Annotated in this window: 17 protein-coding genes; 9 read left to right on the forward strand and 8 right to left on the reverse strand. The window is 58.9% G+C overall.

Annotated features, from left to right (window positions below; all coding sequences use genetic code 11):
- Positions 1 to 9: 9 nt before the first annotated feature.
- Positions 10 to 2,235: a diguanylate cyclase domain-containing protein gene (locus CFT65_RS03875; RefSeq protein ID WP_228705777.1), complete on the forward strand. Its 2,226-nt coding sequence runs from the start codon at positions 10 to 12 to the stop codon at positions 2,233 to 2,235.
- A 109-nt stretch (positions 2,236 to 2,344) separates the two neighbouring features.
- Here CFT65_RS03875 and CFT65_RS03880 read toward each other — a convergent pair whose 3' ends face one another.
- Both CFT65_RS03880 and CFT65_RS03885 read right to left on the reverse strand, forming a co-directional pair.
- Positions 2,345 to 3,553 (reverse strand): HD-GYP domain-containing protein, encoded by a 1,209-nt coding sequence (locus tag CFT65_RS03880; protein ID WP_088826701.1) that lies wholly within the window; start codon positions 3,551 to 3,553, stop codon positions 2,345 to 2,347.
- The gene (locus CFT65_RS03885; protein WP_088826702.1) at positions 3,550 to 4,359 is read right to left on the reverse strand and encodes a TatD family hydrolase; all 810 of its coding nucleotides are present in this window, start codon (positions 4,357 to 4,359) and stop codon (positions 3,550 to 3,552) included. Before CFT65_RS03885 ends, CFT65_RS03880 begins: the two co-directional genes overlap by 4 nt.
- A 129-nt stretch (positions 4,360 to 4,488) precedes the next feature.
- Here CFT65_RS03885 and CFT65_RS03890 point away from each other — a divergent pair, with 129 nt between their 5' ends.
- Positions 4,489 to 5,322 (forward strand): polyphosphate kinase, encoded by an 834-nt coding sequence (locus CFT65_RS03890; RefSeq protein ID WP_088826703.1) that lies wholly within the window; start codon positions 4,489 to 4,491, stop codon positions 5,320 to 5,322.
- Positions 5,319 to 6,611: a D-amino acid dehydrogenase gene (locus CFT65_RS03895; RefSeq protein WP_323807565.1), complete on the forward strand. Its 1,293-nt coding sequence runs from the start codon at positions 5,319 to 5,321 to the stop codon at positions 6,609 to 6,611. Before CFT65_RS03890 ends, CFT65_RS03895 begins: the two co-directional genes overlap by 4 nt.
- Positions 6,612 to 6,715: 104 nt before the next feature.
- Here CFT65_RS03895 and CFT65_RS03900 read toward each other — a convergent pair whose 3' ends face one another.
- Positions 6,716 to 7,441: a tRNA/rRNA methyltransferase gene (locus tag CFT65_RS03900; protein WP_088826705.1), complete on the reverse strand. Its 726-nt coding sequence runs from the start codon at positions 7,439 to 7,441 to the stop codon at positions 6,716 to 6,718.
- Here CFT65_RS03900 and CFT65_RS03905 point away from each other — a divergent pair.
- Positions 7,440 to 8,714, forward strand: a complete 1,275-nt coding sequence (locus tag CFT65_RS03905; RefSeq protein ID WP_088826706.1) for a methyltransferase — start codon at positions 7,440 to 7,442, stop codon at positions 8,712 to 8,714. The genes CFT65_RS03900 and CFT65_RS03905 overlap by 2 nt on opposite strands.
- On the opposite strand, the gene CFT65_RS03910 is transcribed toward CFT65_RS03905, so the two are convergent.
- The 3 genes from CFT65_RS03910 to CFT65_RS03920 all read right to left on the reverse strand — a co-directional run bounded on the left by CFT65_RS03910 (position 8,671) and on the right by CFT65_RS03920 (position 12,918).
- Positions 8,671 to 9,150, reverse strand: coding sequence for a DUF4124 domain-containing protein (locus CFT65_RS03910; RefSeq protein WP_088826707.1), 480 nt, complete (start codon positions 9,148 to 9,150; stop codon positions 8,671 to 8,673). The two genes, CFT65_RS03905 and CFT65_RS03910, sit on opposite strands and share 44 nt — an antisense overlap.
- Positions 9,151 to 9,227: 77 nt before the next feature.
- Positions 9,228 to 10,436, reverse strand: a complete 1,209-nt coding sequence (locus tag CFT65_RS03915) for an OmpA family protein (protein ID WP_088826708.1) — start codon at positions 10,434 to 10,436, stop codon at positions 9,228 to 9,230.
- A 160-nt stretch (positions 10,437 to 10,596) separates the two neighbouring features.
- Positions 10,597 to 12,918: an ATP-dependent helicase gene (locus CFT65_RS03920; RefSeq protein WP_088826709.1), complete on the reverse strand. Its 2,322-nt coding sequence runs from the start codon at positions 12,916 to 12,918 to the stop codon at positions 10,597 to 10,599.
- A gap of 38 nt (positions 12,919 to 12,956) precedes the next feature.
- Here CFT65_RS03920 and CFT65_RS03925 point away from each other — a divergent pair, with 38 nt between their 5' ends.
- The 3 genes from CFT65_RS03925 (at position 12,957) to CFT65_RS03935 (ending at position 15,878) form a co-directional block, all read left to right on the forward strand.
- Positions 12,957 to 13,334, forward strand: coding sequence for a DUF2237 family protein (locus CFT65_RS03925; RefSeq protein ID WP_088826710.1), 378 nt, complete (start codon positions 12,957 to 12,959; stop codon positions 13,332 to 13,334).
- Positions 13,334 to 15,493, forward strand: a complete 2,160-nt coding sequence (locus CFT65_RS03930; protein ID WP_088826711.1) for a tRNA(Met) cytidine acetyltransferase TmcA — start codon at positions 13,334 to 13,336, stop codon at positions 15,491 to 15,493. The genes CFT65_RS03925 and CFT65_RS03930 overlap by 1 nt, the downstream gene beginning before the upstream one ends.
- 82 nt (positions 15,494 to 15,575) lie before the next feature.
- Complete coding sequence (locus CFT65_RS03935; protein WP_088826712.1) at positions 15,576 to 15,878, forward strand: ankyrin repeat domain-containing protein; 303 nt, start codon at positions 15,576 to 15,578, stop codon at positions 15,876 to 15,878.
- Between the two features lie 10 nt (positions 15,879 to 15,888).
- Here the strand turns inward: CFT65_RS03935 and CFT65_RS03940 are convergent, their stop codons facing one another.
- Complete coding sequence (locus CFT65_RS03940) at positions 15,889 to 16,992, reverse strand: enoyl-CoA hydratase/isomerase family protein (RefSeq protein WP_088826713.1); 1,104 nt, start codon at positions 16,990 to 16,992, stop codon at positions 15,889 to 15,891.
- Between the two features lie 219 nt (positions 16,993 to 17,211).
- Between CFT65_RS03940 and CFT65_RS03945 the strand changes: the two genes are divergently transcribed.
- Complete coding sequence (locus CFT65_RS03945; protein ID WP_088826714.1) at positions 17,212 to 17,547, forward strand: c-type cytochrome; 336 nt, start codon at positions 17,212 to 17,214, stop codon at positions 17,545 to 17,547.
- A gap of 24 nt (positions 17,548 to 17,571) precedes the next feature.
- On the opposite strand, the gene ppnN is transcribed toward CFT65_RS03945, so the two are convergent.
- Positions 17,572 to 18,954, reverse strand: a complete 1,383-nt coding sequence (gene ppnN, locus CFT65_RS03950) for a nucleotide 5'-monophosphate nucleosidase PpnN (RefSeq protein ID WP_088826715.1) — start codon at positions 18,952 to 18,954, stop codon at positions 17,572 to 17,574.
- A 110-nt stretch (positions 18,955 to 19,064) separates the two neighbouring features.
- Between ppnN and thiI the strand changes: the two genes are divergently transcribed.
- Complete coding sequence (thiI, locus tag CFT65_RS03955) at positions 19,065 to 20,519, forward strand: tRNA uracil 4-sulfurtransferase ThiI (protein ID WP_088826716.1); 1,455 nt, start codon at positions 19,065 to 19,067, stop codon at positions 20,517 to 20,519.
- Positions 20,520 to 20,521 lie beyond the last annotated feature (2 nt).

The raw sequence follows: 20,521 nt of genomic DNA on the forward strand, positions 1-20,521 counted from the left end.
ACGGAGCTTGTGGCCATTGCACCAGCCAATGCCGATGAGGCATTGACTCTGGGCGTATTCGCCTATCGCCCAGACCATCTGCTCCAGGAGCGTTACCAGCCTCTGACCGACTACCTGTCCCGGGAAACCGGGATTCGTATAAGGCTGGAGGTCCTCAACCAGGAGAATATGAGCCGGGCGATCGCCGCCAACCGGCTGGATTTTTTTCTTACCAATCCCAGCCATTTTCTGCTGGTCCGCAGCGAACGTAGTCTGACCGGCGTTCTGGCGACTCTGGTCAGGCGCTCCGGCCAGTCTGCGACCGGGAGTCTTGGCGGCGTGATCTTTACCAGGGCCGGGCGCGACGACATCGAACAGCTCGCCGATATTCATGATAAAACCATTGCCTCACCCGGTGTCCATTTCCTGGGGGGCTACCAGACGCAGGTTCTCGAGCTGATGGATGCTGGTATTGATATCCGGAGCGTGAATCTGATTCGGTTTATGGGCACCCACGACCGAGTGGTTCGTTCGGTTCTCTCCGGAGATGCGGATGTTGGCTTTATCCGAACCAGTATTCTGGAACAATTGGCACAGGAAGACCCTGATCTGTTTACCCGGGTGAAGGTTCTGAACCGTCAGCGGTTGGCTGGTTTCCCCTACGTTGTCTCAACCCGTCTATACCCGGAATGGCCCCTGGTAGCGCTGCCCCATGTAAACGAGCGGGCCGTCCGTAGGATCGCGTCGGCGCTTTTTGCTATTGAGCCGGAAGACGAGGTCGCGCTGGCAGTCGGCATTTCGGGTTTTTCGCCGCCTGCGGACTACCAGTCGGTTGAGTACCTGGCGCGCACTCTGCGGGTGCCGCCCTACGACCAGATACCGCAGCTTACCTGGCTTGATGCTTTGCACCAGTACCGGCTCTGGGTTTTTACCATTCTGGTGCTGGTCACGCTGCTGGTGGCATCTTCGCTCTGGCTGGGCAGGAGCAAGCGGCAACTGGCCGCGGAACAGCGGCGTTTGCGACAGCTTATCCGGGGTTGGCCACAAGCGGCGTTGTTGATCCGGAGCGGATTTTTCAGCGACACCAACCGGGCTTCTGTCGACCTGCTCAGGTATACGTCCAGTGAATCACTGATTGGCAAGGATCCGGCGGCCTTTTCGCCGGAATACCAGCCGGACGGGCAGATTTCCCGACAGAAAATGACGCTGATGCTGGCCCGGGTGTCGGAAGGTCATGTGGAGCAGTGCGAATGGGTTCTGAATCGGTCTGACGGCACAGAGGTCTGGGTCGAGCTTACCATGGCTCCGGTTCACACAGAGGATGAGCCGGAAGCTCTGATCCTTTGCTCACTGTATGACATCACCCTTCGAAAACGGGCGGAACAGCGACAGCGACTGGCGGCGAGCGTATTTGAATACGCCCGAGAGGCAATTTTCATTACGGATAATCATGGCATCGTGATTGATGCCAACGATGCGTACCTGGCCATTACCGGCCGGCCTCGCAATCGGGCTATTGGACGACTGCCTCCCTTACCGGTGGATGAAGGCAGCGGTATTTTTGCGAGTGCCCGGGCCCAGGGCTTCTGGTCCGGAGAGTTTGCCAGCAGACGCAATGATGGCGAGCCGATTACCTTGTCGGTGACTCTCAGTAGTGTCCGCGGTGATGATGGTGAGTTGTCACATTTTGTGGGTATTTTCAGTGACATAAGTCGGCTCAAAGAGCAGGAACGAAAGCTGATGATCATGGCCCACTACGATGCCCTGACCGGAATGCCCAACCGGGTTCTGTTCGCCGACCGATTGCAGCAGGCCATGGCCCTGACCCGGCGACAGAACGGCAACCTGGCGGTGGTCTACATTGATCTGGATGAGTTCAAGCCGGTAAACGATGCCTTCGGCCATGAGGCGGGCGACCAGTTACTGGTTGAGGTAGCCACTCGTATGCGTTCGGAGCTTCGGGAAGAAGATACCCTGGCGCGGCTCGGAGGTGATGAGTTCGCAGCCATTGTCATGAATGTTCAAGACGATCCATCCCTGGAAAGTCTGTTGGTGCGTCTGCTGGCCCGGGTGGCTGAACCGGTCTGGGTGGCAGACCACAGTGTGGAGGTCTCAGCCAGTATCGGCTACACGTTGTTCCCGCAAGCAGAAGATCTGGACGGCGACCAACTTTTGCGGCAGGCCGACCAGGCCATGTATCAGGCCAAGCACCAGGGCCGCAATCGTTATGTCCGGTTCTCCGATCCTTCCTCCTGACGGCTGCCGTTCAGCAATTCAATTCCGGGCGTCAAGGATCCGCTCTCCGGCATGAAGCCGGTTTTCTCTGAGCTTGGCAGAGCCCGTGGCTAGTGGAGGTGTCGGCTAATCAGGCGAGGAATTTCCGGACATCGATTTTATAAGTTTCCGGATCCACGGCTCGCAAAATCCGGTCCTGCGTCCCAGGTTTCGCTAGGTCGATAGTATCTACCGTGATAGGCATCCGGAATTTGGTGTGGTACATCACCCGTACTGTCGGCAGTCTTTGATCACTCTCGTTGGCTTCGACCACCACGCCAAGACGACCACTTTCCAGAAGCACCAGCGAACCCACGGGGTAAAGGCCCAGACAGCGGATAAACTGTTTGACCAGAATCGGATCCAGATGACTGCCGCTCCATTCCAGAAGCTTCTTCAGACCCTGAGTTGGCGTCATGCCCTTGTGATAGACCCGGTCTGCCGTGATGGCGTCGTAGACGTCACTGATGGCTACCATCCGACCGTATTCCGAGATTTCGTCGCCTTTCAGGCCTTCGGGATAGCCGGTGCCGTCCAGGCGCTCATGGTGTTGGGCCGCGGTGATGACGGTGAGCTCACCAATGCCTTCGGTGGTGGCCAGAATGTCCCGTGAGTGCCGGGCGTGAAGTTTCATTACCTCGAACTCCTCAGGTGTCAGGCGGCCGGGTTTATGCAATATTTCATCGGGCGTGAGGATCTTGCCAAGGTCGTGGAGGAGAGCGCCGACGATGGTCTGGTGCAAGACATCAGGAGACAGGCCGCGGTAATTACCGAACAGGGACATCAAAACACTCAGGTTGACTGAGTGTTCCAGCAGGTAATTGTCCTTCTCCCGGATCCGTCCCAGGCAGCTCAGGGCGTTGGCATTACGTAACACCGAATGCTGGAGTTCGTCCGCCAACTGGTGAATGGGTGCGACGTCGATCGCTCCGCCCACCTTGGCGTGGTTCATGAACTCGCCGACCAGCCCCTGGGCCTGGTTGTGAATTTGCTGGGCGATCACGATTTCTTCCGCAAGCGGCACATGCGGGCGCAGGCCTGGCGACAGTTCACCGGCGTTCTGTAGGGCCGACTCGTTCCGTCGGTCTATCTCGGCGGCGGTCTCAGAGTCCTGGGAGTCCAGCCCCTTTGAAGCGTCAATGTAGACGAATTCGACGCCCATCCGCCGGATTTTCTCGATGGTTTCCTCTTTTTTGATAACACCCCGCTTGCGCTGGGTGTTGTGGGGAATCCAGTCGTTGTTCAGGTCGGTTATGTACATGCCGACCTTGAGTGCGGAGATGGGGACACGTTTGATCATTCGCTGGAGAAAAACGTTCTCAGGCTGTTCTGATACGTCTTGCCAATCACCTCGTCCAGAGGCAGTTCTTTCACCTCAGCGATTTTCTCGGCCACAAAGGGCAGATAAAACGGCGCGTTTTCCTTGCCGCGATAGGGCACCGGCGTCAGGAAAGGCGAGTCGGTTTCCAGCAGAATCTGGTCAATCGGTGCCATACGCACGATGTCCCGCACGTTCTCTGCCTTGTTGAACGTCGTGATGCCGTTGAAACCCAGGCACCAGCCCTGATCCAGGGCATACCGGGCAAGTCCCGGACCGGAAGTGAAGCTGTGGATGACACCACGGCGTTTCAGGGTGTCCTCAAATTCGCCAAGGATCTTGATGGTATCCTCGTCGGCTTCCCGGCTATGGATAACCACGGGTCGATCCGAGTCGCAGGCGATCTGCAGCTGACGCCGGAACACCTTGCGCTGCACGTCCCGGTCGGCGTTGTCGTAAAAATAGTCCAGGCCGATTTCGCCCACGGCAACGATCTTCTCGTCCCTGGCATGGGCGCGAATTTCCGCCTCTACGTCGTCGGTATAGCTTTCGGCATCGTGGGGATGTATTCCCTGAGTACCATAAACCCAGGGCGCCACCTGGCTGAGCTCTCGCACCCTGGCAAGGTTGTCCGGGGACACCGCAATGGTGATCACTTTCTCGATATTGACAACTTTTGCCTGCTCAAGAGTCTCCTCCAAAGGGCGGTCCTTGAGATAATCCAGGTGACAGTGGGTCTCGATGATCGGGTGATCGAATACGGGAATCTCGCGACGTTTTTTACTCATTGCCGGGTACTACACTCCATCGCAACCTGCGTCCAGGCTGCTATTCTGTGAATTCGGGCTCATAAGTTTACCAGCTTGTTCGATTGTTGACCTGTATTACCTCCATAGGGAGTTGCACGGAGCATCTTGATGAAGCTATCGGCGTTTGCCAGTTCTTTTCTCTACGACCCCGGGAAACCGAGATTCCGGGATTACCCGACATTGCTGGATAGGGATGAAACCAAGTTGCCCGGGCTGGAAGCCAGCCTGGACGAGATCGGGGAATACCAGCGCCGGTTATGGGCCAACCAGGCCAAGGCGGTTCTACTGGTTAACCATGGCCCCGACACCAGCGGGAAAGACAGCCTGATCCGTACCCTGGCAACCTACGCAGACCCGGCCGGTTTCCACGCCTGGTCGTTCAGCCGGCCCAGGGGCCCCGAAATCCGACACGATTTTCTCTGGCGGGTCACGCCGTTTCTGCCCGGTTTTGGCGAGATGGTCGCCTTCAACCGCAGCCATCATGAAGCGGTGATCGCCGAGCGGGTATGGCCGGTCCACGCGCCTGCAAGCTACAACTGGCAGAACCGCTACCGGTCCATCCGGAACTTCGAGAATCACCTGGTGGAAGAAGGGACCACGGTGATCAAGGTCTGGCTCAACCTGTCTGAGGACGAGCATCGTCAGCGCCTCCTGAAGCGTCTGGATAAACCGCGCAAGCGGTGGAAGTTCGATCGGTCCGATATCGATGGCTGGGAAAAACGCCGAGAGTACGAAGCTTTCGCCGAGGAAGCCATGGCCGCGACCCACACAGAGCAGGCGCCCTGGTTAATTGTGCCGGGTGATCGGAAACCACAGGCTCGCGCGATTGTGGCGGCCGTACTGGCTGAGCAATTGCAGAAACTGGCGCCGGATTATCCGAAAGAAGATGAGAATGTTTTGAAAGAGTACCGGCGCCTGTTGGCGAAAAGCGGCGTGAAATAAACACTGGGGAGGAATGCATGCACATTGTTGTAGTCGGTGGCGGCGTGGTGGGAATGACCACCGCCTACGAGCTGAATCGCCGCGGCCACCAGGTGACTGTGCTGGAACGCCATGCTGTTGCCGGTAATGAAACCAGCAAGGCCAACGCGGCCCAGCGGTCCTATGGCGTGGTCTACCCGTGGGCCGATCCCTCGATTGTGTTCAAGGCTATTCCCTGGATCCTCAAGCAGGATGGTCCTCTGAAGCTGCGCTTCCCGCCGTCTGTGGAAACACTCAAGTTCATGTTTGCTACGCTCCGTTACGCCTGGTCGCCAGGGCTGTTCGGATTGAATCGCCGCGCCATGTTGCGCCTCGGCATTCACAGCCGGGCAAGGTTTCTGGCTCTGGAGAAGGAGTTTGATCTGTCCTTCGATGGCGACCACCAGGGCCTGCTGCACCTGGCCAGCACACCAGAAGCACTGGAAGGCTACCGAACGACCCATGAACTTCTGAACGAACTGGGCATCCCTTCCCGCTTGCTCACCCCCGAACAGGTACGCGAAGCGGAACCCGGCATGGTCGGCGACGGCCCGCTTTACGGTGCCCTGAGCTACGACACTGACGGCACCGGGGATTGTCATCAGTTCTCCCGGGAGCTGGCGAAAGCCTGCGAAGCAAAAGGGGTGGTCGTTCGTTACAGCGTGGAGGCGGAAAAGCTGATTGCCGATGACCAGAAGGTCAGTGCGATTTCACTGAGAACCGGCGATGGCACTATGGAAACGCTCGAAGCCGATGCCGTCGTGATCAGCGCCGGCTGCTGGTCCAATCACCTGGTTCAGCCCCTGGGCCTGGAACTGCCGATTTACCCCGTGAAAGGTTACAGCCTCACCGTTCCCATGAAAGATTCAGAGCGAGGTCCCAACTCTACGATCCATGACGACAACTACAAAGTCGTCTCCACCCGTCTGGGCAACCGTTTACGGGCCACCGGGTTCGTCGAGCTGGCGGATTTCAATAGAGATATTCCTGAGGCGAGGCTGGCCACCATCCGAAAATCGGTGGAGTCCCGGTTCCCCGGCTGCGCCGATCTCGACGCCGCCGAAACCTGGACCGGCTTTCGCCCCATGACCCCGGACGGCCCGGCGATCATCGGACGAGGTCCCCGAGATAACCTTTACTTAAACACCGGCCACGGCACCTTCGGCTGGACCCTGTCCGCAGGTAGTGCAGACCTTATTGCCCAGGTAATAGATGGCGAGGATCCCATCCTTTGCCTAGATGCCTTCCGCCCGGGAAGATTTCAGGAATAGTTTCTATAGATCGGTGCGCGCAAAAAGGCCCGGGAGCCGGACGGATAAGTCCTCCCGGGATCGTCGAAAACATGGATGTTTTCGTCGAGCGTACAGGGATGTATTCACAGCGTATCCCGGGAGGACTTATCCGTCTGGCTCTTTCTCGGAAGCAGAGCGCGCTCGATGTTCGAACAAAGCGTATGAACAAACCCGATATCCCGATCAGACAACAAGGGCAGCCGCTCGAAAACCCATTGGGACAGCTTTCCTTCAGGTGGTGTGTCCAGTTCCGGTAGCAGGGTTTCGAGTCGACCGCGGAGGGCGCCAAGACGATTTTCGTTGGCAGGCTCACGCTGGTTATCCATAGTTTCCGAAAGCCCTGACATTTCCCAGGCGTAAAGCATCACCGACTGGGCAAGGTTCAGGGAAGGGTAGGCGACCTTCATGGGGATGCCGGTTAGCAGATCGCAGAGCGCCAGTTCGTCATTGGACAGCCCACGGTCCTCACGGCCAAATACCAGTGCCGCGGTCGCTACGGAAGCACCCTTCGTGGCGAGAACCTTCCGCAAATCTGAGGGGCCGTGCCAATCCTGGCGCTGATGCCGCGTCTTGGCGGAGGTGCCCATCAGCAGGTCTACGGAGTTTCTTACCGCAGCCAGATCGGGGAAAATGCGCGCATTGTCCAGGATATGGTCGCTGCCATGGGCCAGCCAGTGGGCTTCGGGGCGGGTGTGCAGGTCCGAGTTGACCAGCCACAGTTCGCCGAAGCCCATGGTGCACAGGGCGCGGGCGGCCGCTCCGACATTTTCCGGAACCTTGGGTTCAACAAGTACAAAGGCCAGTTGCATGACGTTACCTCCGGCGGCGAGTTTACACCACGGCGCGGAATCTTTTTACCAGCGATGGCGGCAGCTGAACGACTGGCTGGTGCAGCACCGGGAGTTCTGGCAACCGGCGCCGTTCATGACACCGGAGCCGGCCTGGACACAAACTTATCCGGAACTGAACGCAATGCTGGCAGAGCTTACCGATGCCGAATGCCAGCACCTGGATGACGTCCCCATTGAACTGGCGGCGCGAGCATCCCGGTGGCTGCCGTCCCTGGAAGCTTATGCAGACATGGTGCAGCTGCCGGAGCTTTTGCCGTTAGCCGAGAAAGCATCTGAGGCGACCCTGCCGGAAATCCGGGCCACGGATATGCCCGGTCGGAAACGCCTGCAGTCGGGTGCCTTTACTGCGGCACTGAGGCCGCTGGAACATCCTGCCCTGGACTGGTGTTGCGGTAAGGGCCATCTGTCCCGGACGCTGGCGCCGTTTTGCCCCGGTGAGGTACAGGGTTTCGAGTGGAATCCGGAGCTGGTGCAGGACGGCAACCGACTGGCTCAACAGTTCGGGGATCGGGTGTTGATCGGCTGCCAGGATGTCATGGCCGCAGATCTGTCGCTTCCGAAGCGTCATCACTGCGTTGCACTCCATGCCTGCGGCGATCTGCACCGTCAGTTGCTGAGGCGAGGCAGCGAAGCCGGGTTGCCGAGACTGAGTATCTCGCCCTGCTGCTATCACCTGAGCGAGATGGAACCCTACAGGCCGCTTTCCGAAAAAGCGGCGGGTTACCAAAAGGTGCTGCAACCGAGCCGAAACGACCTGCGGCTGGCGGTGCAGGAAACCGTGACGGCACCCGCCCGGGTGAGGGAGCAAACCCGCCTTGTCAGCCAGTGGCGCCTGGGATTTGATGGTTTGCAGCGGCACCTGCGGGGGCGGGATGACTATCTGCCGGTCCCTTCCCATCCGGCCCGCCTTTTGAGCGAAGGCTTTTCTTCATTTTGCCGATGGGCGGCGGCGAAAAAAAACCTCGAATTACCAGGCAGCGTGGATTTCGATGCATGGCTGGCATTTGGTGAGCGTCGGCTGGTGGAAGTTCGCCGTCATGAACTGGTCAGGCACCTGTTCCGCCGTCCTCTGGAGCTCTGGATGGTCTTTGATTATGCGCTGTTCCTGAAAGAGCAGGGGTACACGGTGAGGCTGGGGCAGTTCTGCGACCGGTCACTGACGCCCCGCAATCTGCTGCTGGATGCGGTCAGGGTTTCCGGTACTCAACCCGTTCAACACAGCCATCCCTGAAATACACATAGGTCAGCTCGTAGAGCGCGCCGTAATAGCGGGTCTGGTAGATCCAGACTTCCTGGGGACTGGTGTAGGTTTCCGGAGGGTTGCCGAAAGCGCGGCGCACGTTTTCACGGGTCATGCCCCGCACCACCTGCTCCCGAACCAGATAACGACGCAAATCGGTGGAGTTGATAAACCGGCAGGTGCCGGCCTCTTTTTCTGGTTCCGGCTCTTTGGCCTGTTCCTCGGGATCAGCTGCCTCTTGCGCCGGGAGGTTCTGGTTAAAGCTGCCGCCAATGCGGTTATCCCATAACTCAACCGATTCGGCATCCTCCCCGCAGGGCTGGTCGGCGAAGACCGTATTGCCGTCTTTTTCGCATCGAAAAACCTGGGCCTGCGCCGGCACTGCCAGAACAGAGAGGGTAAGCATCAGGGCTATGCCTTTGAGCATCGGCTCCTCGCGTGTATTCAGAAACAGAAAAGGCGCCCGAAGGCGCCTTTCCAATCCACTCAGATTACGACCGTTACTTAACGGAGAACCTGAATGCGCGCTTCAACCCGGCGGTTGGCAGCACGGCCGTCCGCTGTGTTGTTAGACGCAACCGGCTGCTCTTCACCGTAACCTACGGCTTCCACTCGTGCCGGATCAATCCCCAGAGGTCCGGTCAGACGACCAGCAACCGCCTCAGCGCGACGCTGGGACAGGAACTGGTTGTAGTCGGCGTCACCGCGGCTGTCGGAGTGACCGGCAATCTCCACGATGGTCTCCGGGTTTTCCTGCATAAAGTCCGCGACGCGACGGATCTCCGCATCGTAGGTATTGCCGATCACGGAGCTGTTGGTCGGGAACTGCACCTCGATGGTGAAAGTCTGGATAGTTTCAGTAACACCCTCACAGCCTGTTTCGTCAACCTCGGCGCCAGCGGTCGTGTTCGGACACTGGTCCTGGCTGTTGACGACGCCGTCGTTGTCACTGTCCAGCTCACAGCCGCGACTGTTCACTTCGGCACCGCGCGGGGTATCGGGACACTGGTCACGACTATCGGCAACGCCGTCGCGATCCGAATCCGGTTCGCAGCCATTGCTGTCAACCGTGGCGCCTGCCGGAGTACCCGGGCACTGATCCCGTGAATCCGGCACGCCATCGCCATCAGCATCTGCTGGACGAGCGGGCTCGGGAGAGGCTTGGGCCACGGTGCGGGTAAACGCAAAACTGATGCCCAGAGATACCTGGGTGTCGAAGGTGCTCTCATCAATTCCGTGGAATTCACGGAGGTCGCCACGCAGTGACACAGCATCGGTGATGTTGTAGCGGAAACCGGTACCCACGTTCACCCGCGTTTCATCGTGGTTGCTGCCGGCAGTGCGAACACCGCTGTTGTCCGAGCCGAAGTCTGCATGGCCGGCACCCATTGAAACATACGGGTTCCAGGCTTCGTCCGGACCTGCAAAGTAGTAGGTACCATCAACCCGCACTTCATCAAATTCGGATTCACCTGCCACGTATTTACGGTCTGCATCAGCGCGTGAGTACAGCGCCTCGACTGACCAGTGGGGGCGGAATCGGTATTCCACACCAACCCCGAAGGTGCCGGTTTCGCTCAGGTCGCGCTTGTCGTCAAACAGCTGGAAACCTGCAAACGGGTTGATGTAAACGGTTTCCTGACGGTCGGCCATGGCCGGGGTTGCCAGGGTAGCGGCCAGGACAGCCGCGGAAATCGGACGCATGACGTTCATGCAGAACCTCCTGTTCATTGTCGTTGTGGTACCGCACTTCCTCATGAAAAGTGCTTCTATACCAAGAATTTAGGCCAGTAGGCCAAAAAAAACAAAAAAATGATACGGATTGTTACGTCCGCAATTGTACCCAGTTGACCTTTACGTGCGGGGAGTCGTTTCAGGCCAGCGCGGAAAAATACAGATGCGCGCTCTTTTTACTGAAATTGAGGACCTCGCCGTTGTCGAAGTGCACTTCGAACGAGCTTTCATCCTCGGCAACTACCGAGCCGGGGCCAAAAATCGCGTGGCTAAGACGTTTCTGATGCCAGAGTGGTTCCATCGAACTGGCAGATCTTGCCGCCTGGCCTTCCAGGGTGACGCTCTCCCGGTCGGCATAGCGCTGGCTGACCGGCGTCAGGGGCGCGGTCAAACGGATTGTTGACGTTTCGGCCGGGATTCGTTCATCCAGCCAGCGCCCGAATTCTTCGGCCAGAGAGAAGCAGAACTCCTCAACAAACCGGCTCGGGCCCAGATCGCCGTCCAGATGCGGTTGCTTGCTGGCGGGTCGGGTAATCAGATGCAGTTGCTGGCGTGTTCGCGTCATGGCCACATACAGCAGCCTCCGTTCACTCTCCAGGAATCCTCTGGCATCGTCCTGGGGGCGGGGGCTGTAGGGCAGGTATTTCTCCTGCAGTCCTGGAATGATCACCGTCGGCCATTCCAGCCCTTTAGTGCGGTGAATGGTTGACAGCAGCACGCCTCCCTGTCGTTTTTCACCCGCTTGCTGCTTCAGGGCTTGCAGATGGTCCAGGGCTCCCTCGGCCGTGACATCCAGGCTTTTCAGGTACTGCCGGAACCCCTGCACGGTATCAATCCGTTCCTCGGCGCTTTCGTGCGTCAGTGCCAGGCTCCGGATGCCTTCGTAAAGATCGGTGTGCTCGGCATAGACACTGATCAGTCCTGCAACCGGACCTCCGTAGCTGCGCAGTTGGGCAAGCACCTCGCCCAGTTTCCGCAACTTGCGGGCCGCCATTGGTGCCAGGGCCTCGAAGTCCATGGCCAGAAACCGCTCGTGCCAGCCGCCGGAAAATCCTGCCAGGAAACGCGCCAACTGCTCCAGCTCGGGCTCTTTCAGGCCCACATGGGGAAAGCGCAATAACTGCCGTGCCATCTCCAGTCGGTCCTCATCCGGCAGATTTTCCAGCTTGCCGGTCACCACCATCAGCAAGGCGGTGATTGCCTGCACTTCCCGGCTGAACAGGGCGCCCTTGCCGGCATCAATCCGGTAGGGAATCTGCCGCGCCAGCAACTTCAGCTCAATAGGGACACTCTGGCTCCAGACCCGGAACAGAATGGCCGTCCCTGCCAGAGCGGTTTCCGATTGGCCCTGAAGAATCTGTAGCACCGTATCGGCATCGCTCTCTGCCCGATGCAGGGTAATCTCCGTGCCGGGCGTGGAAGGGTGGGAATGACAGAGCACGTCCTTGCGTCCGGTGTTATGGCAGATCAGGTGGTTCGCCAACAACGCCACCCGGTGGCCATAGCGGAAGGTGTAGCTGAGTGTCTGCCCGAGCGGGCTTTCGAACTCATCGCTGAACCGCTTGAGGATAAACTCGGGCTTTGCGCCCCGGAACTCGTAGATCGTCTGGTCCGGGTCACCGACCACCGTCACCCGGGCCCGATCCCCGGCCACATAACGCAGCAGGAGATGCTGGATTTCATTGGTGTCCTGATATTCATCCACCAGAATCAGATCCATTTTGTTGCCCACCAGCCGCTGGAGCGGTGGGTTCTGGTGAATCGCCATCACCGGCTCATACAGCATGTCGGCATAACTGATCCGACCCTGGCTTTTACGCCACTGCTCAAAACTGTGGAACAGATCGACCAGGTATTTGTGCTTGTCGGAATATCCCAGCTCCTCAAACACAATCTCCGCTGGCGACAGGGTTGTCTTTACCAGATCAATAAACCCCGTCGCCGTCTCGACAAAATCCTTCTTGTTGCGCCGGATCTCATCCGCCAGATCCTCCGGCGCCAGCCGACGCGTCAACTGCCAGGCCTGAAAGCTGATCTCCTGTTCGGTCAGAATCTTGTCTGAAAACCCCGGCAGATAGCCCTCCCGCACAAACCGCTTGTACAGCCTAAGACCCATGGCGTGATAGGTCCGGATCTCCGGCAGCGCCAGCCCACTCTGAGCACACACCTCCTGCAGTTTGCGCTCGAAATCCACCCGGGCGCTGCGGTTGAACATCAACACCAGCATCCGGTCCGGATCGTGGCCCTGCTCCAGCAGATACCGGATTCGCCAGGCCAGCGTGGACGTCTTGCCACTGCCGGCCACGGCGGTAATCACCGAATGCGCGTAGCCGGCAGTAATAATTGCCCGCTGTTCATCGGTGAGGTAATCCGGCAGGTTGGTGGTATCAGGAATTTGGGGTTCGGTTGGCATGGCGGGTATTGTAACGGCCTGCTGGTAGAGCGGATACCGCTGCCGCATAATTGCGATCAAAACATGAAAGCCAAAAGGTCATAAACATGGAAATGTCCGAATCGGTAAACGTACTGGGCGAAAAACTGGAAACCTGCGGGAAAGATCCGATCACCGGCTTCTACCGCGATGGCTGCTGCAACGTCGGCCCCGATGACTTTGGCCTGCATGCCGTCTGCGCCGTGGTCACCGACGAATTTCTCGAATTCTCCAAGGCACAGGGCAATGACCTCAGTACGCCCAGGCCTGAATTTGGCTTTGAAGGCCTGAAAGCCGGCGACAGCTGGTGTCTTTGCGCTGCCCGGTGGCAGGAAGCCTTCGAAGCGGGCTCTGCGCCACGAGTCCGGCTGCGCGCCACCCATCGGGCTGCCCTCGAAAAATGCGCCCTGGACGACCTCAAGGCCCACGGTGCCGACCTTAGCTGATGAGCCATTCCGGACCCGACGCCAAGCCGTATTTTTCCGGCTGGCGCGCCCTGCAGGCCAGCCTCGCCGCCAACGGCGAGCGCCGCCTGGTCCTGCTTGAGGGCAACCGGGAAACCAGTCTCAAGTGGCTCTCTGCGCTGCTACCTGAGCTCGAACTGCAAGCGGGCCTCTGGACAGGCCCGGAAGACCAATGCCCGGATCCGCGCTTGGCCCGGATTGTTCCCACCGAAGCCCGGAAATGGCTCGGTTGCGAAGTCTCAATGATTATCTGGGACGGCTGGCAGGGAAACCCACCGGATGGCTTCGCTGCGCTTTCAGGGGCATTGACCGCCGGCGGCCTGCTGTTCTGGCTGATGCCGCCGCTGGATGAGTGGCGCCGGTTTGCTGACCCGGATTACCCGAGAACCGGCCTGGATCATGGCGGGGGACATCCTTTCGCTGCCCGGATGGCCAACATTCTTGCTGACCATGAGGCCGTGATCCGCATTTCACCCTGCAGTGGGACATTGTCCTTGCCGGCGATTCCCCCGGTGCCGGAGCAAACCTTCAGAATTGAAACAACCCGCGACCAGGAACAACTGGTTCAGCGCCTGGTCCGGTTTGGCCTGGGCCGAAGACGCCGGCCTTTGGTTGTCACGGCAGACCGGGGCAGGGGCAAGTCCGCCGCTTTGGGAATGGCGGCAGCGGAATTGCTGGAGAAAGGCAGGCAGGAAATCGTTGTTACTGCGCCGTCGGAACAGAATGTAGACACCCTGTTCCGCCACGCCCGCGAGGCTCTTGCAGAACAGCTGGACGAAGCCAGCACCCGGATATTGACCAATCGATCCGGTGGCCGCCTGAGATTTGTTCCGGTGCGCGAATTACTGGCTTTGCGACCGGAAGCCGAGGTGATCCTGGTGGATGAGGCAGCAGCGATTCCGGCACCGCTCCTGAAATCGTTGCTGCTGGGCTGGCCGCGGGTGGCGTTTGCCACCACGGTTCATGGTTACGAAGGCGCCGGCCGCGGCTTTGCCATCCGGTTCCGACAGGTACTGGAGCAATCGACGCCCCACTGGCAGTTGGTGACACTCAGCGAACCGGTGCGGTGGGCCCGGAATGATCCGCTGGAAGCCCTGGTTACCAGGCTGTTTCTTCTGGCCGCCGATAGCAGTGTTTCCCCCCGGAATACCGAAAGTAGCATCGCAGAGCCTGTCATCGAATCCTGGCAGCCAGCGACTGACGACGAAGAGGCGCTGTCCCATGCCTTCGGTTTGCTGGTGGATGCGCATTATCGGACCAGTCCGGCCGATCTCCGGCAGTGGCTGGACGACCCGGCTGCTCGAAGCTGGCGTGCACGGATTGGCGATCGGACGGTTGGGGTGCTCTGGTGTGCCCTGGAAGGTGGCCTCTCGCCCGAGCTGGCTGAACAGGTTAGCCTGGGCACCCGTCGAATTCGCGGGCATCTGCTGCCGCAATCGCTGGCCAGCCACAGCGGCTATCCGGAAGCCGCTGTGCTGGAAGGCCTCCGGGTAGTTCGCATTGCAGTGTCAGACGACGCCAGGCGGTCAGGTATTGGCAGGCGCCTGGTGGAGACTGCGCGGGCATATGCCGCCGAGCAGGGTGTTGATTATCTTGGAAGCAGTTTTGGTGGCAGCGCCGACCTGCTGGCCTTCTGGCAGAGCTGTAGTCTTCATGTGGTCAGGGTCGGTCTGCAACAGGAAGCCTCCAGTGGCGAATACCCGTTGCAGATGATCAGAGGCATCTCGCAGCCGGGTCTGGACCTGGAAGAGCGTATCCGCAACCGACTGGCCGGCCACTGGCTTACCCTTATGCCGGACAACTGGCCCGGTCTGGAGCCGGATATGCTGGCGGAGATAACGGCTGATCTGCCACCGGGGCCGACGCTGGACCATGATGATCTGCGGGATCTTTGCCATTTCGCGAACGGCCACCGGGGATTTCAGATCACGGTTCCGGTGCTGCGGAAGCTGAGCCAGGTGCCGGGTACCATGGCATGGTTGAAGGACCACGAAGAGCTCGCGTTGTGGTGTCGCCGTGTTCTGCAGGGGGCGCCATGGGCTTCGGTTCAGACCGAGAAGCTGTGCGTTGGGCAGAGAGAAGGCGAAGATCGTCTGCGGCAAGTGGTTCGTGATCTTCTGGAGCATGGCCAGGGTTTGTGACTCGCTCGATTTAATTTCCGTTGGTGTCTGCCCAGAATAGGCTCTCGTATCCTTCCACAGAGCCCCACAGAGACTGTTTGTTATGGCCAAGGGAACCGGCGCCTTCCGTTTTTTGCTGATACTGCTTCCGCTTCTTGCCTTTCTGTCTGCCTGTGCTGCCCCAAACCAACCGGTTGCTCTGAGCCCCGAGGCCCTGGCCGAGGCGGATGCGCTTCTGATTTCCGCGGCCGGCAATGGTGAGAAAAGGCGAGTACAGTTGTTGCTCTCGGCCGGGGCCGATGTGAACTATCGGTCTGGGGACGGCCGGACCGCACTGGATATCGCCCGGGCCACCAACAACCGGGATCTGGAGATGCTGCTGGTTCAGGCGGGCGCCCAACTCTAGTTCCAGGGCGTTATTCCAGTCCCATCGGATCGGTTTCGTCATCCCACTCCGGGGTGAAATGGTCCGCAACGACGTCCTCCGGCACGTCAGCAATACTTGGGTAACTCCACTTGGGTTGGCGATCCTTGTCGATGGCCAGGGCCCGTATTCCCTCCGCCAGGTCCGGACGGCGAATGCATTCGGAAACCATCGCCAGCTCCATACGGAAGGCATCCTTCAGGGACATTTGCTGGGCTTTCTGCAATTGGGTCCAGACCAGCCAGGCCGACACCGGGCATCCTGTTCTCAGTGTGTTCATACAGGCATGCCACCAGTCGCAATCCACCTCCGCCGTGAGCAACTGATCGACGATTTCAGGCAGTTCATCACCGGCGCTCAGCCGGGCAATCCGCTGCTCGTGTTTTGCAAGATGGCTGGGCGGCAGTGCCCGGTAATCCGGTGTCTGGATCTGGTTGAGTAAACGGAAAAGGCGGTTGTCGTCGGCGGCGGTCTGTCCGGTCCAGCGTTCCGACGCCAGGCGGTCGAGCAGACGGTCCCGATCTTCTGGCAGAATGGCCATGTCCGCAAGGCCAACCCGCAGCGTATCGCTCACGTTCAAACGAGCACCGGTCAACCCCATGAACAGGCCGAGCCGTCCGGGCAGCCTCTTCAGAAACCAGCTGGCGCCTACATCAGGAAACAGACCGATGGCGATCTCGGGCATGGCCAGGGTGACGTCCGGTGTGACCAGCCGATACCGGCAGCCGGAAAACACCCCAAGACCACCACCCATCACGACGCCATGGGCTATACCCAATACAGGCTTTGGGAACCGATGGATGTTGTAATCCATACGGTATTCGCGCCTGAAAAAACCTACCGGTTTCTCCGTGTCTCCCGGATTGAGAATGGCATCGTAAAGTTCGCGAATATCACCGCCGGCGCAGAAGGCTCTCTCACCGGCGCCCTGAATCACCACTATGCAGATCCGCTCATCATTGGCCCACCGGTCCAGGATCTCCTGGATCTGCTGAATCATTTGCGAGGAAAGGGCGTTGAGCGTGCCAGGGGAATTCAGCGTCAGGACACCAATGTGGCCTTCGCGGCAGGCAAGTTCCTGGGCCTCTACAGACATTGACGTTATCTCCGGAGAATTAAATCAATCTTGGATACGAAATCGAACGTACTTTCACGCTAATAGCCAGAACAGAAAAGAGGACAAACGTCGAAAGGACGTCCTTGACCTATCGCATTTGAGGTTCCCCAGCTCTGTGCTATAAGTGCTAGTCAGTTTACTATCCGGCTTCCGAACCGGCCTGAAAATCTTGAAAACGATGATGAGAGGGTAATGACAATGAATCTGAAACACTACGCTGTTGCGGGAATTTGTGCGCTTGCTGCTGCTGTTCCTGCTGCAGTTTCCGCCGCAGATGCTGAGGCTGGCAAGGCCAAGGCAGCTGTCTGTGCGGCGTGCCATGGTCAGAACGGCCTGGCGCAAATTCCGACTTACCCGAACCTTGCGGGCCAGAACGAGCAGTACCTTGTATCTGCTCTGAAGGCATACAAGAACAAGCAGCGCTCTGGTGGCCAAGCGGCCATTATGCAGGGTCAGGCCGCGGCGTTGAGTGACACCGATATTGCCAATCTGGCTGCCTATTATGCCAGTCTTCCCGCAGACGGCGGCAAGTAAGCTCTACCGTTTCAGCGAGGCGGCTCAGGCCGCTCCGCTGACGATGCGATAACTAGGTCTGTAGGCCGAAGAGCCAGGCAGCTTCATCCGGTTCTGGGTGACAAACTGCTCAAGCATGGCCTCGAGGGGTTTGATCAGCCTTGGATCGCCAGCAATCTCGAACGGCCCCTTCTCCTGAACCTGCCGTATACCACCTTCCTTGACGTTCCCTGCCACTATGCCACTGAATGCCTTGCGCAGATTCGCGGCAATCAGGTGTACTGGCTGATCCCGGTGCAGTTCCAGCGCTCGCATATTGTCGTGATTGGGTTCGAAAGGTAACTGGAACACCGGGTCAATCTTCAGCATCCAGTTGAAGTAATAGGCATCCTGCATGGCCCGCCGGAAAGTCTCCACCTCCTTCATGCCCTTTTTCATGGTCTGGGCCACGCGCACCGGATCGTCGATGATGATCTCGTATTTGCTTGCAGCTTCGTCCCCAAGGGCGTTCCGGATGAACTTGTCGATCATCTCGAAATATTCCGCGTTCTCCTGCCGCCCAGTGAACACCACCGGGAAGGGCAAGTCGGCATTGTCTGGATGCAGCAGGATGCCCAGCAGGTAGAGGATTTCCTCGGCAGTGCCGACACCACCGGGGAACACGATAACCCCGTGGCCACAGCGGACGAAGGCTTCCAGCCGTTTCTCAATGTCCGGCATGATCACCAGTTCATTGACGATGGGGTTCGGGGCCTCTGCGCCAATAATGCCCGGCTCGGTGATGCCAATGTAGCGGCCATCCTTGACCCGCTGCTTGGCGTGGCCAATGGTGGCGCCTTTCATGGGCCCCTTCATCGCCCCCGGGCCACATCCGGTACAGATGCTCAGGGCTCTCAGCCCCAACTGATGACCGACATCCTTGCTGTACTGGTATTCGTCATGGCCGATTGAGTGGCCACCCCAGCAGACCACCAGATCCGGTTGTCTTCCGGCCTGAAGAACCCGGGCATTGCGCAGGATGTGGAAAACATAGTTGGTCAGGTCTTCCGGGTCGTCTCTCCGGAAGCCGGCGGCTGACTGGGGGATAGAATGGGAGTAGATGATATCCCTGAGAACCGAGAACAGATGCTCACGGATCGCCCGAAGCATCTGTCCATCAACGAACGCATGTGCGGGCGCGTTGATCAGTTCGAGTTTGAGACCCCGTGGCTGAGGAACCAGGCGGACGTCAAAGTCAGCATGGGATTCCATCAATGCCTGACAGTCGTCTGTTTCTACCCCGGTATTCAGAACCGCCAGGGCACACTGGCGAAACAGCCGATACAGGCCTCCCTCGCTGCGGTCCTTGAGGCGGTTGACCTCATGATTGGAGAGAATTTCAAGGCTGCCCTCGGGGGAGACCAGAGCATTGATGGTCGTTTCCTGCATTAACGGTGAAACTCCTGAATGTTGCGGAAATGCCCGATTTTGAGGCACGCAGTCAAAAGGGTAGACTAAGGCCTTTCCGTACAATACGCCACCCGACAAAATTCCGATTTATGAAACTGCTTATTCGTCCCGCTCCGGAAGTTGCTATCAAGAGTAAACCCGTTCGTCGTCAGCAGATGCGCCAGCTACGTCAGAACATCCGAAAATTGCTGGCCCGACTGGATCCGGAGATTCGGGTCGAAGGCAGCTGGGACAGGGTGGATGTGGGGGTGCCTGATGGCCGCGGGCTGTCCGGGCCAGCCCTGGAGACACTTCTGCGTATACCGGGCATTTCCACGATTCAGGAAATCGGAGCGTTTCCGTTTGTCAGCCTCGAAGACGTCGCCGACAGAGCCGTTGAGGCTTTCGCTGACCGGTTGAATGGCAAGACCTTCGCAGTCAGGGCCCGTCGCCACGGTGAGCACAACTTCCGCTCGATTGATCTGGAGCGGACGGTGGGCGCCGCCCTGATGCAGGCATCGGAGGCCCGGGGTGTTGATCTGAAATCGCCTCAGGTTGAAGTGCGGATTGAGGTCCATGGCGATCAGTACCACATCGCCCACCGCAAGCACCGGGGGTTGGGCGGCTATCCGCTGGGCAGTGTCGAAAACGTGCTGACTCTGATATCCGGAGGGTACGATTCTTCTGTGGCCGCCTACCTGATGATGCGTCGGGGGTTGCGCAGTCACTTCCTGTTTTTCAATCTCGGTGGCACGGCCCATGAAGTCGGTGTGCGCCAGGTGGTGCATTACCTGTGGGATCGCTATGGTGCCTCCCACAGTGCCAAGTTTATCTCGGTACCCTTCGAGGGCGTGGTTGCCGAAATCATGCGTTCGGTGAGCCACCGTCACTGGGGTGTGGTGTTGAAACGCCAGATGCTTATGGCGGCCGCCGAGATTGCCCGCAAAAACAACGCGGTGGGAGTGGTGACCGGCGACGCGGTGGCCCAGGTGTCGAGTCAGACTCTGAGCAACCTCAACGTGGTGGATCGGGCCAGTGACGAAGTGGTTCTGCGTCCGTTGGTGTCCATGGACAAGGAATCCATTATCCGAATCGCCCGTGAAATTGGTACTGAAGTCTATGCCCGTAATATGCCCGAGTACTGTGGCGTAATCTCCCAGAAACCGGCGACCCGCGCCAAGCTCCATCGCGTGGAGGAAGACGAAGCCCAAATGGACACGTCAGTGCTTGCCAGCGCGATTGAGGCCCGGGAAGAAACGCCGATAAACCGGTTGCTGGAAACGACCGTGACGCCTGAGGAAGTGGAGCTGGTGCAGACGCCATCAATGGACGACGTGATCATCGACGTGCGTCACCCATCGGAAGGCGAGCAGTCACCGCTGATGTTGACCAACAACGAGATCCTGCAGATCCCCTTCTACGAGCTGAACCAGCAGCTACGAGAACTGCCGGCGAACCGGCAGTACCTGTTGTATTGCGATCGCGGCACCATGAGCCGCATGCACGCCGGGCATCTGAAGGCCGAAGGGCACGAAAACGTGAAGGTTTACGTGCCCGCAGCCTGAAG

Origin of the sequence: Marinobacter sp. es.048 (assembly GCF_900188435.1) — a bacterium.
Taxonomy (GTDB): domain Bacteria; phylum Pseudomonadota; class Gammaproteobacteria; order Pseudomonadales; family Oleiphilaceae; genus Marinobacter.

Bases quoted from the DNA above. Each gene is read 5' to 3' on its own strand.
- CFT65_RS03880 (WP_088826701.1), bottom strand. From the start codon at position 3,553: ATGATCAAACGTGTCCCCATCTCCGCACTCAAGGTCGGCATGTACATA.
- CFT65_RS03885 (WP_088826702.1), bottom strand. From the start codon at position 4,359: ATGAGTAAAAAACGTCGCGAGATTCCCGTATTCGATCACCCGATCATC.
- CFT65_RS03890 (WP_088826703.1), top strand. From the start codon at position 4,489: ATGAAGCTATCGGCGTTTGCCAGTTCTTTTCTCTACGACCCCGGGAAA.
- CFT65_RS03905 (WP_088826706.1), top strand. From the start codon at position 7,440: ATGACGTTACCTCCGGCGGCGAGTTTACACCACGGCGCGGAATCTTTT.
- CFT65_RS03900 (WP_088826705.1), bottom strand. From the start codon at position 7,441: ATGCAACTGGCCTTTGTACTTGTTGAACCCAAGGTTCCGGAAAATGTC.
- CFT65_RS03910 (WP_088826707.1), bottom strand. From the start codon at position 9,150: ATGCTCAAAGGCATAGCCCTGATGCTTACCCTCTCTGTTCTGGCAGTG.
- CFT65_RS03915 (WP_088826708.1), bottom strand. From the start codon at position 10,436: ATGAACGTCATGCGTCCGATTTCCGCGGCTGTCCTGGCCGCTACCCTG.
- CFT65_RS03920 (WP_088826709.1), bottom strand. From the start codon at position 12,918: ATGCGGCAGCGGTATCCGCTCTACCAGCAGGCCGTTACAATACCCGCC.
- CFT65_RS03925 (WP_088826710.1), top strand. From the start codon at position 12,957: ATGGAAATGTCCGAATCGGTAAACGTACTGGGCGAAAAACTGGAAACC.
- CFT65_RS03930 (WP_088826711.1), top strand. From the start codon at position 13,334: ATGAGCCATTCCGGACCCGACGCCAAGCCGTATTTTTCCGGCTGGCGC.
- CFT65_RS03935 (WP_088826712.1), top strand. From the start codon at position 15,576: ATGGCCAAGGGAACCGGCGCCTTCCGTTTTTTGCTGATACTGCTTCCG.
- CFT65_RS03940 (WP_088826713.1), bottom strand. From the start codon at position 16,992: ATGTCTGTAGAGGCCCAGGAACTTGCCTGCCGCGAAGGCCACATTGGT.
- CFT65_RS03945 (WP_088826714.1), top strand. From the start codon at position 17,212: ATGAATCTGAAACACTACGCTGTTGCGGGAATTTGTGCGCTTGCTGCT.
- ppnN (WP_088826715.1), bottom strand. From the start codon at position 18,954: ATGCAGGAAACGACCATCAATGCTCTGGTCTCCCCCGAGGGCAGCCTT.
- thiI (WP_088826716.1), top strand. From the start codon at position 19,065: ATGAAACTGCTTATTCGTCCCGCTCCGGAAGTTGCTATCAAGAGTAAA.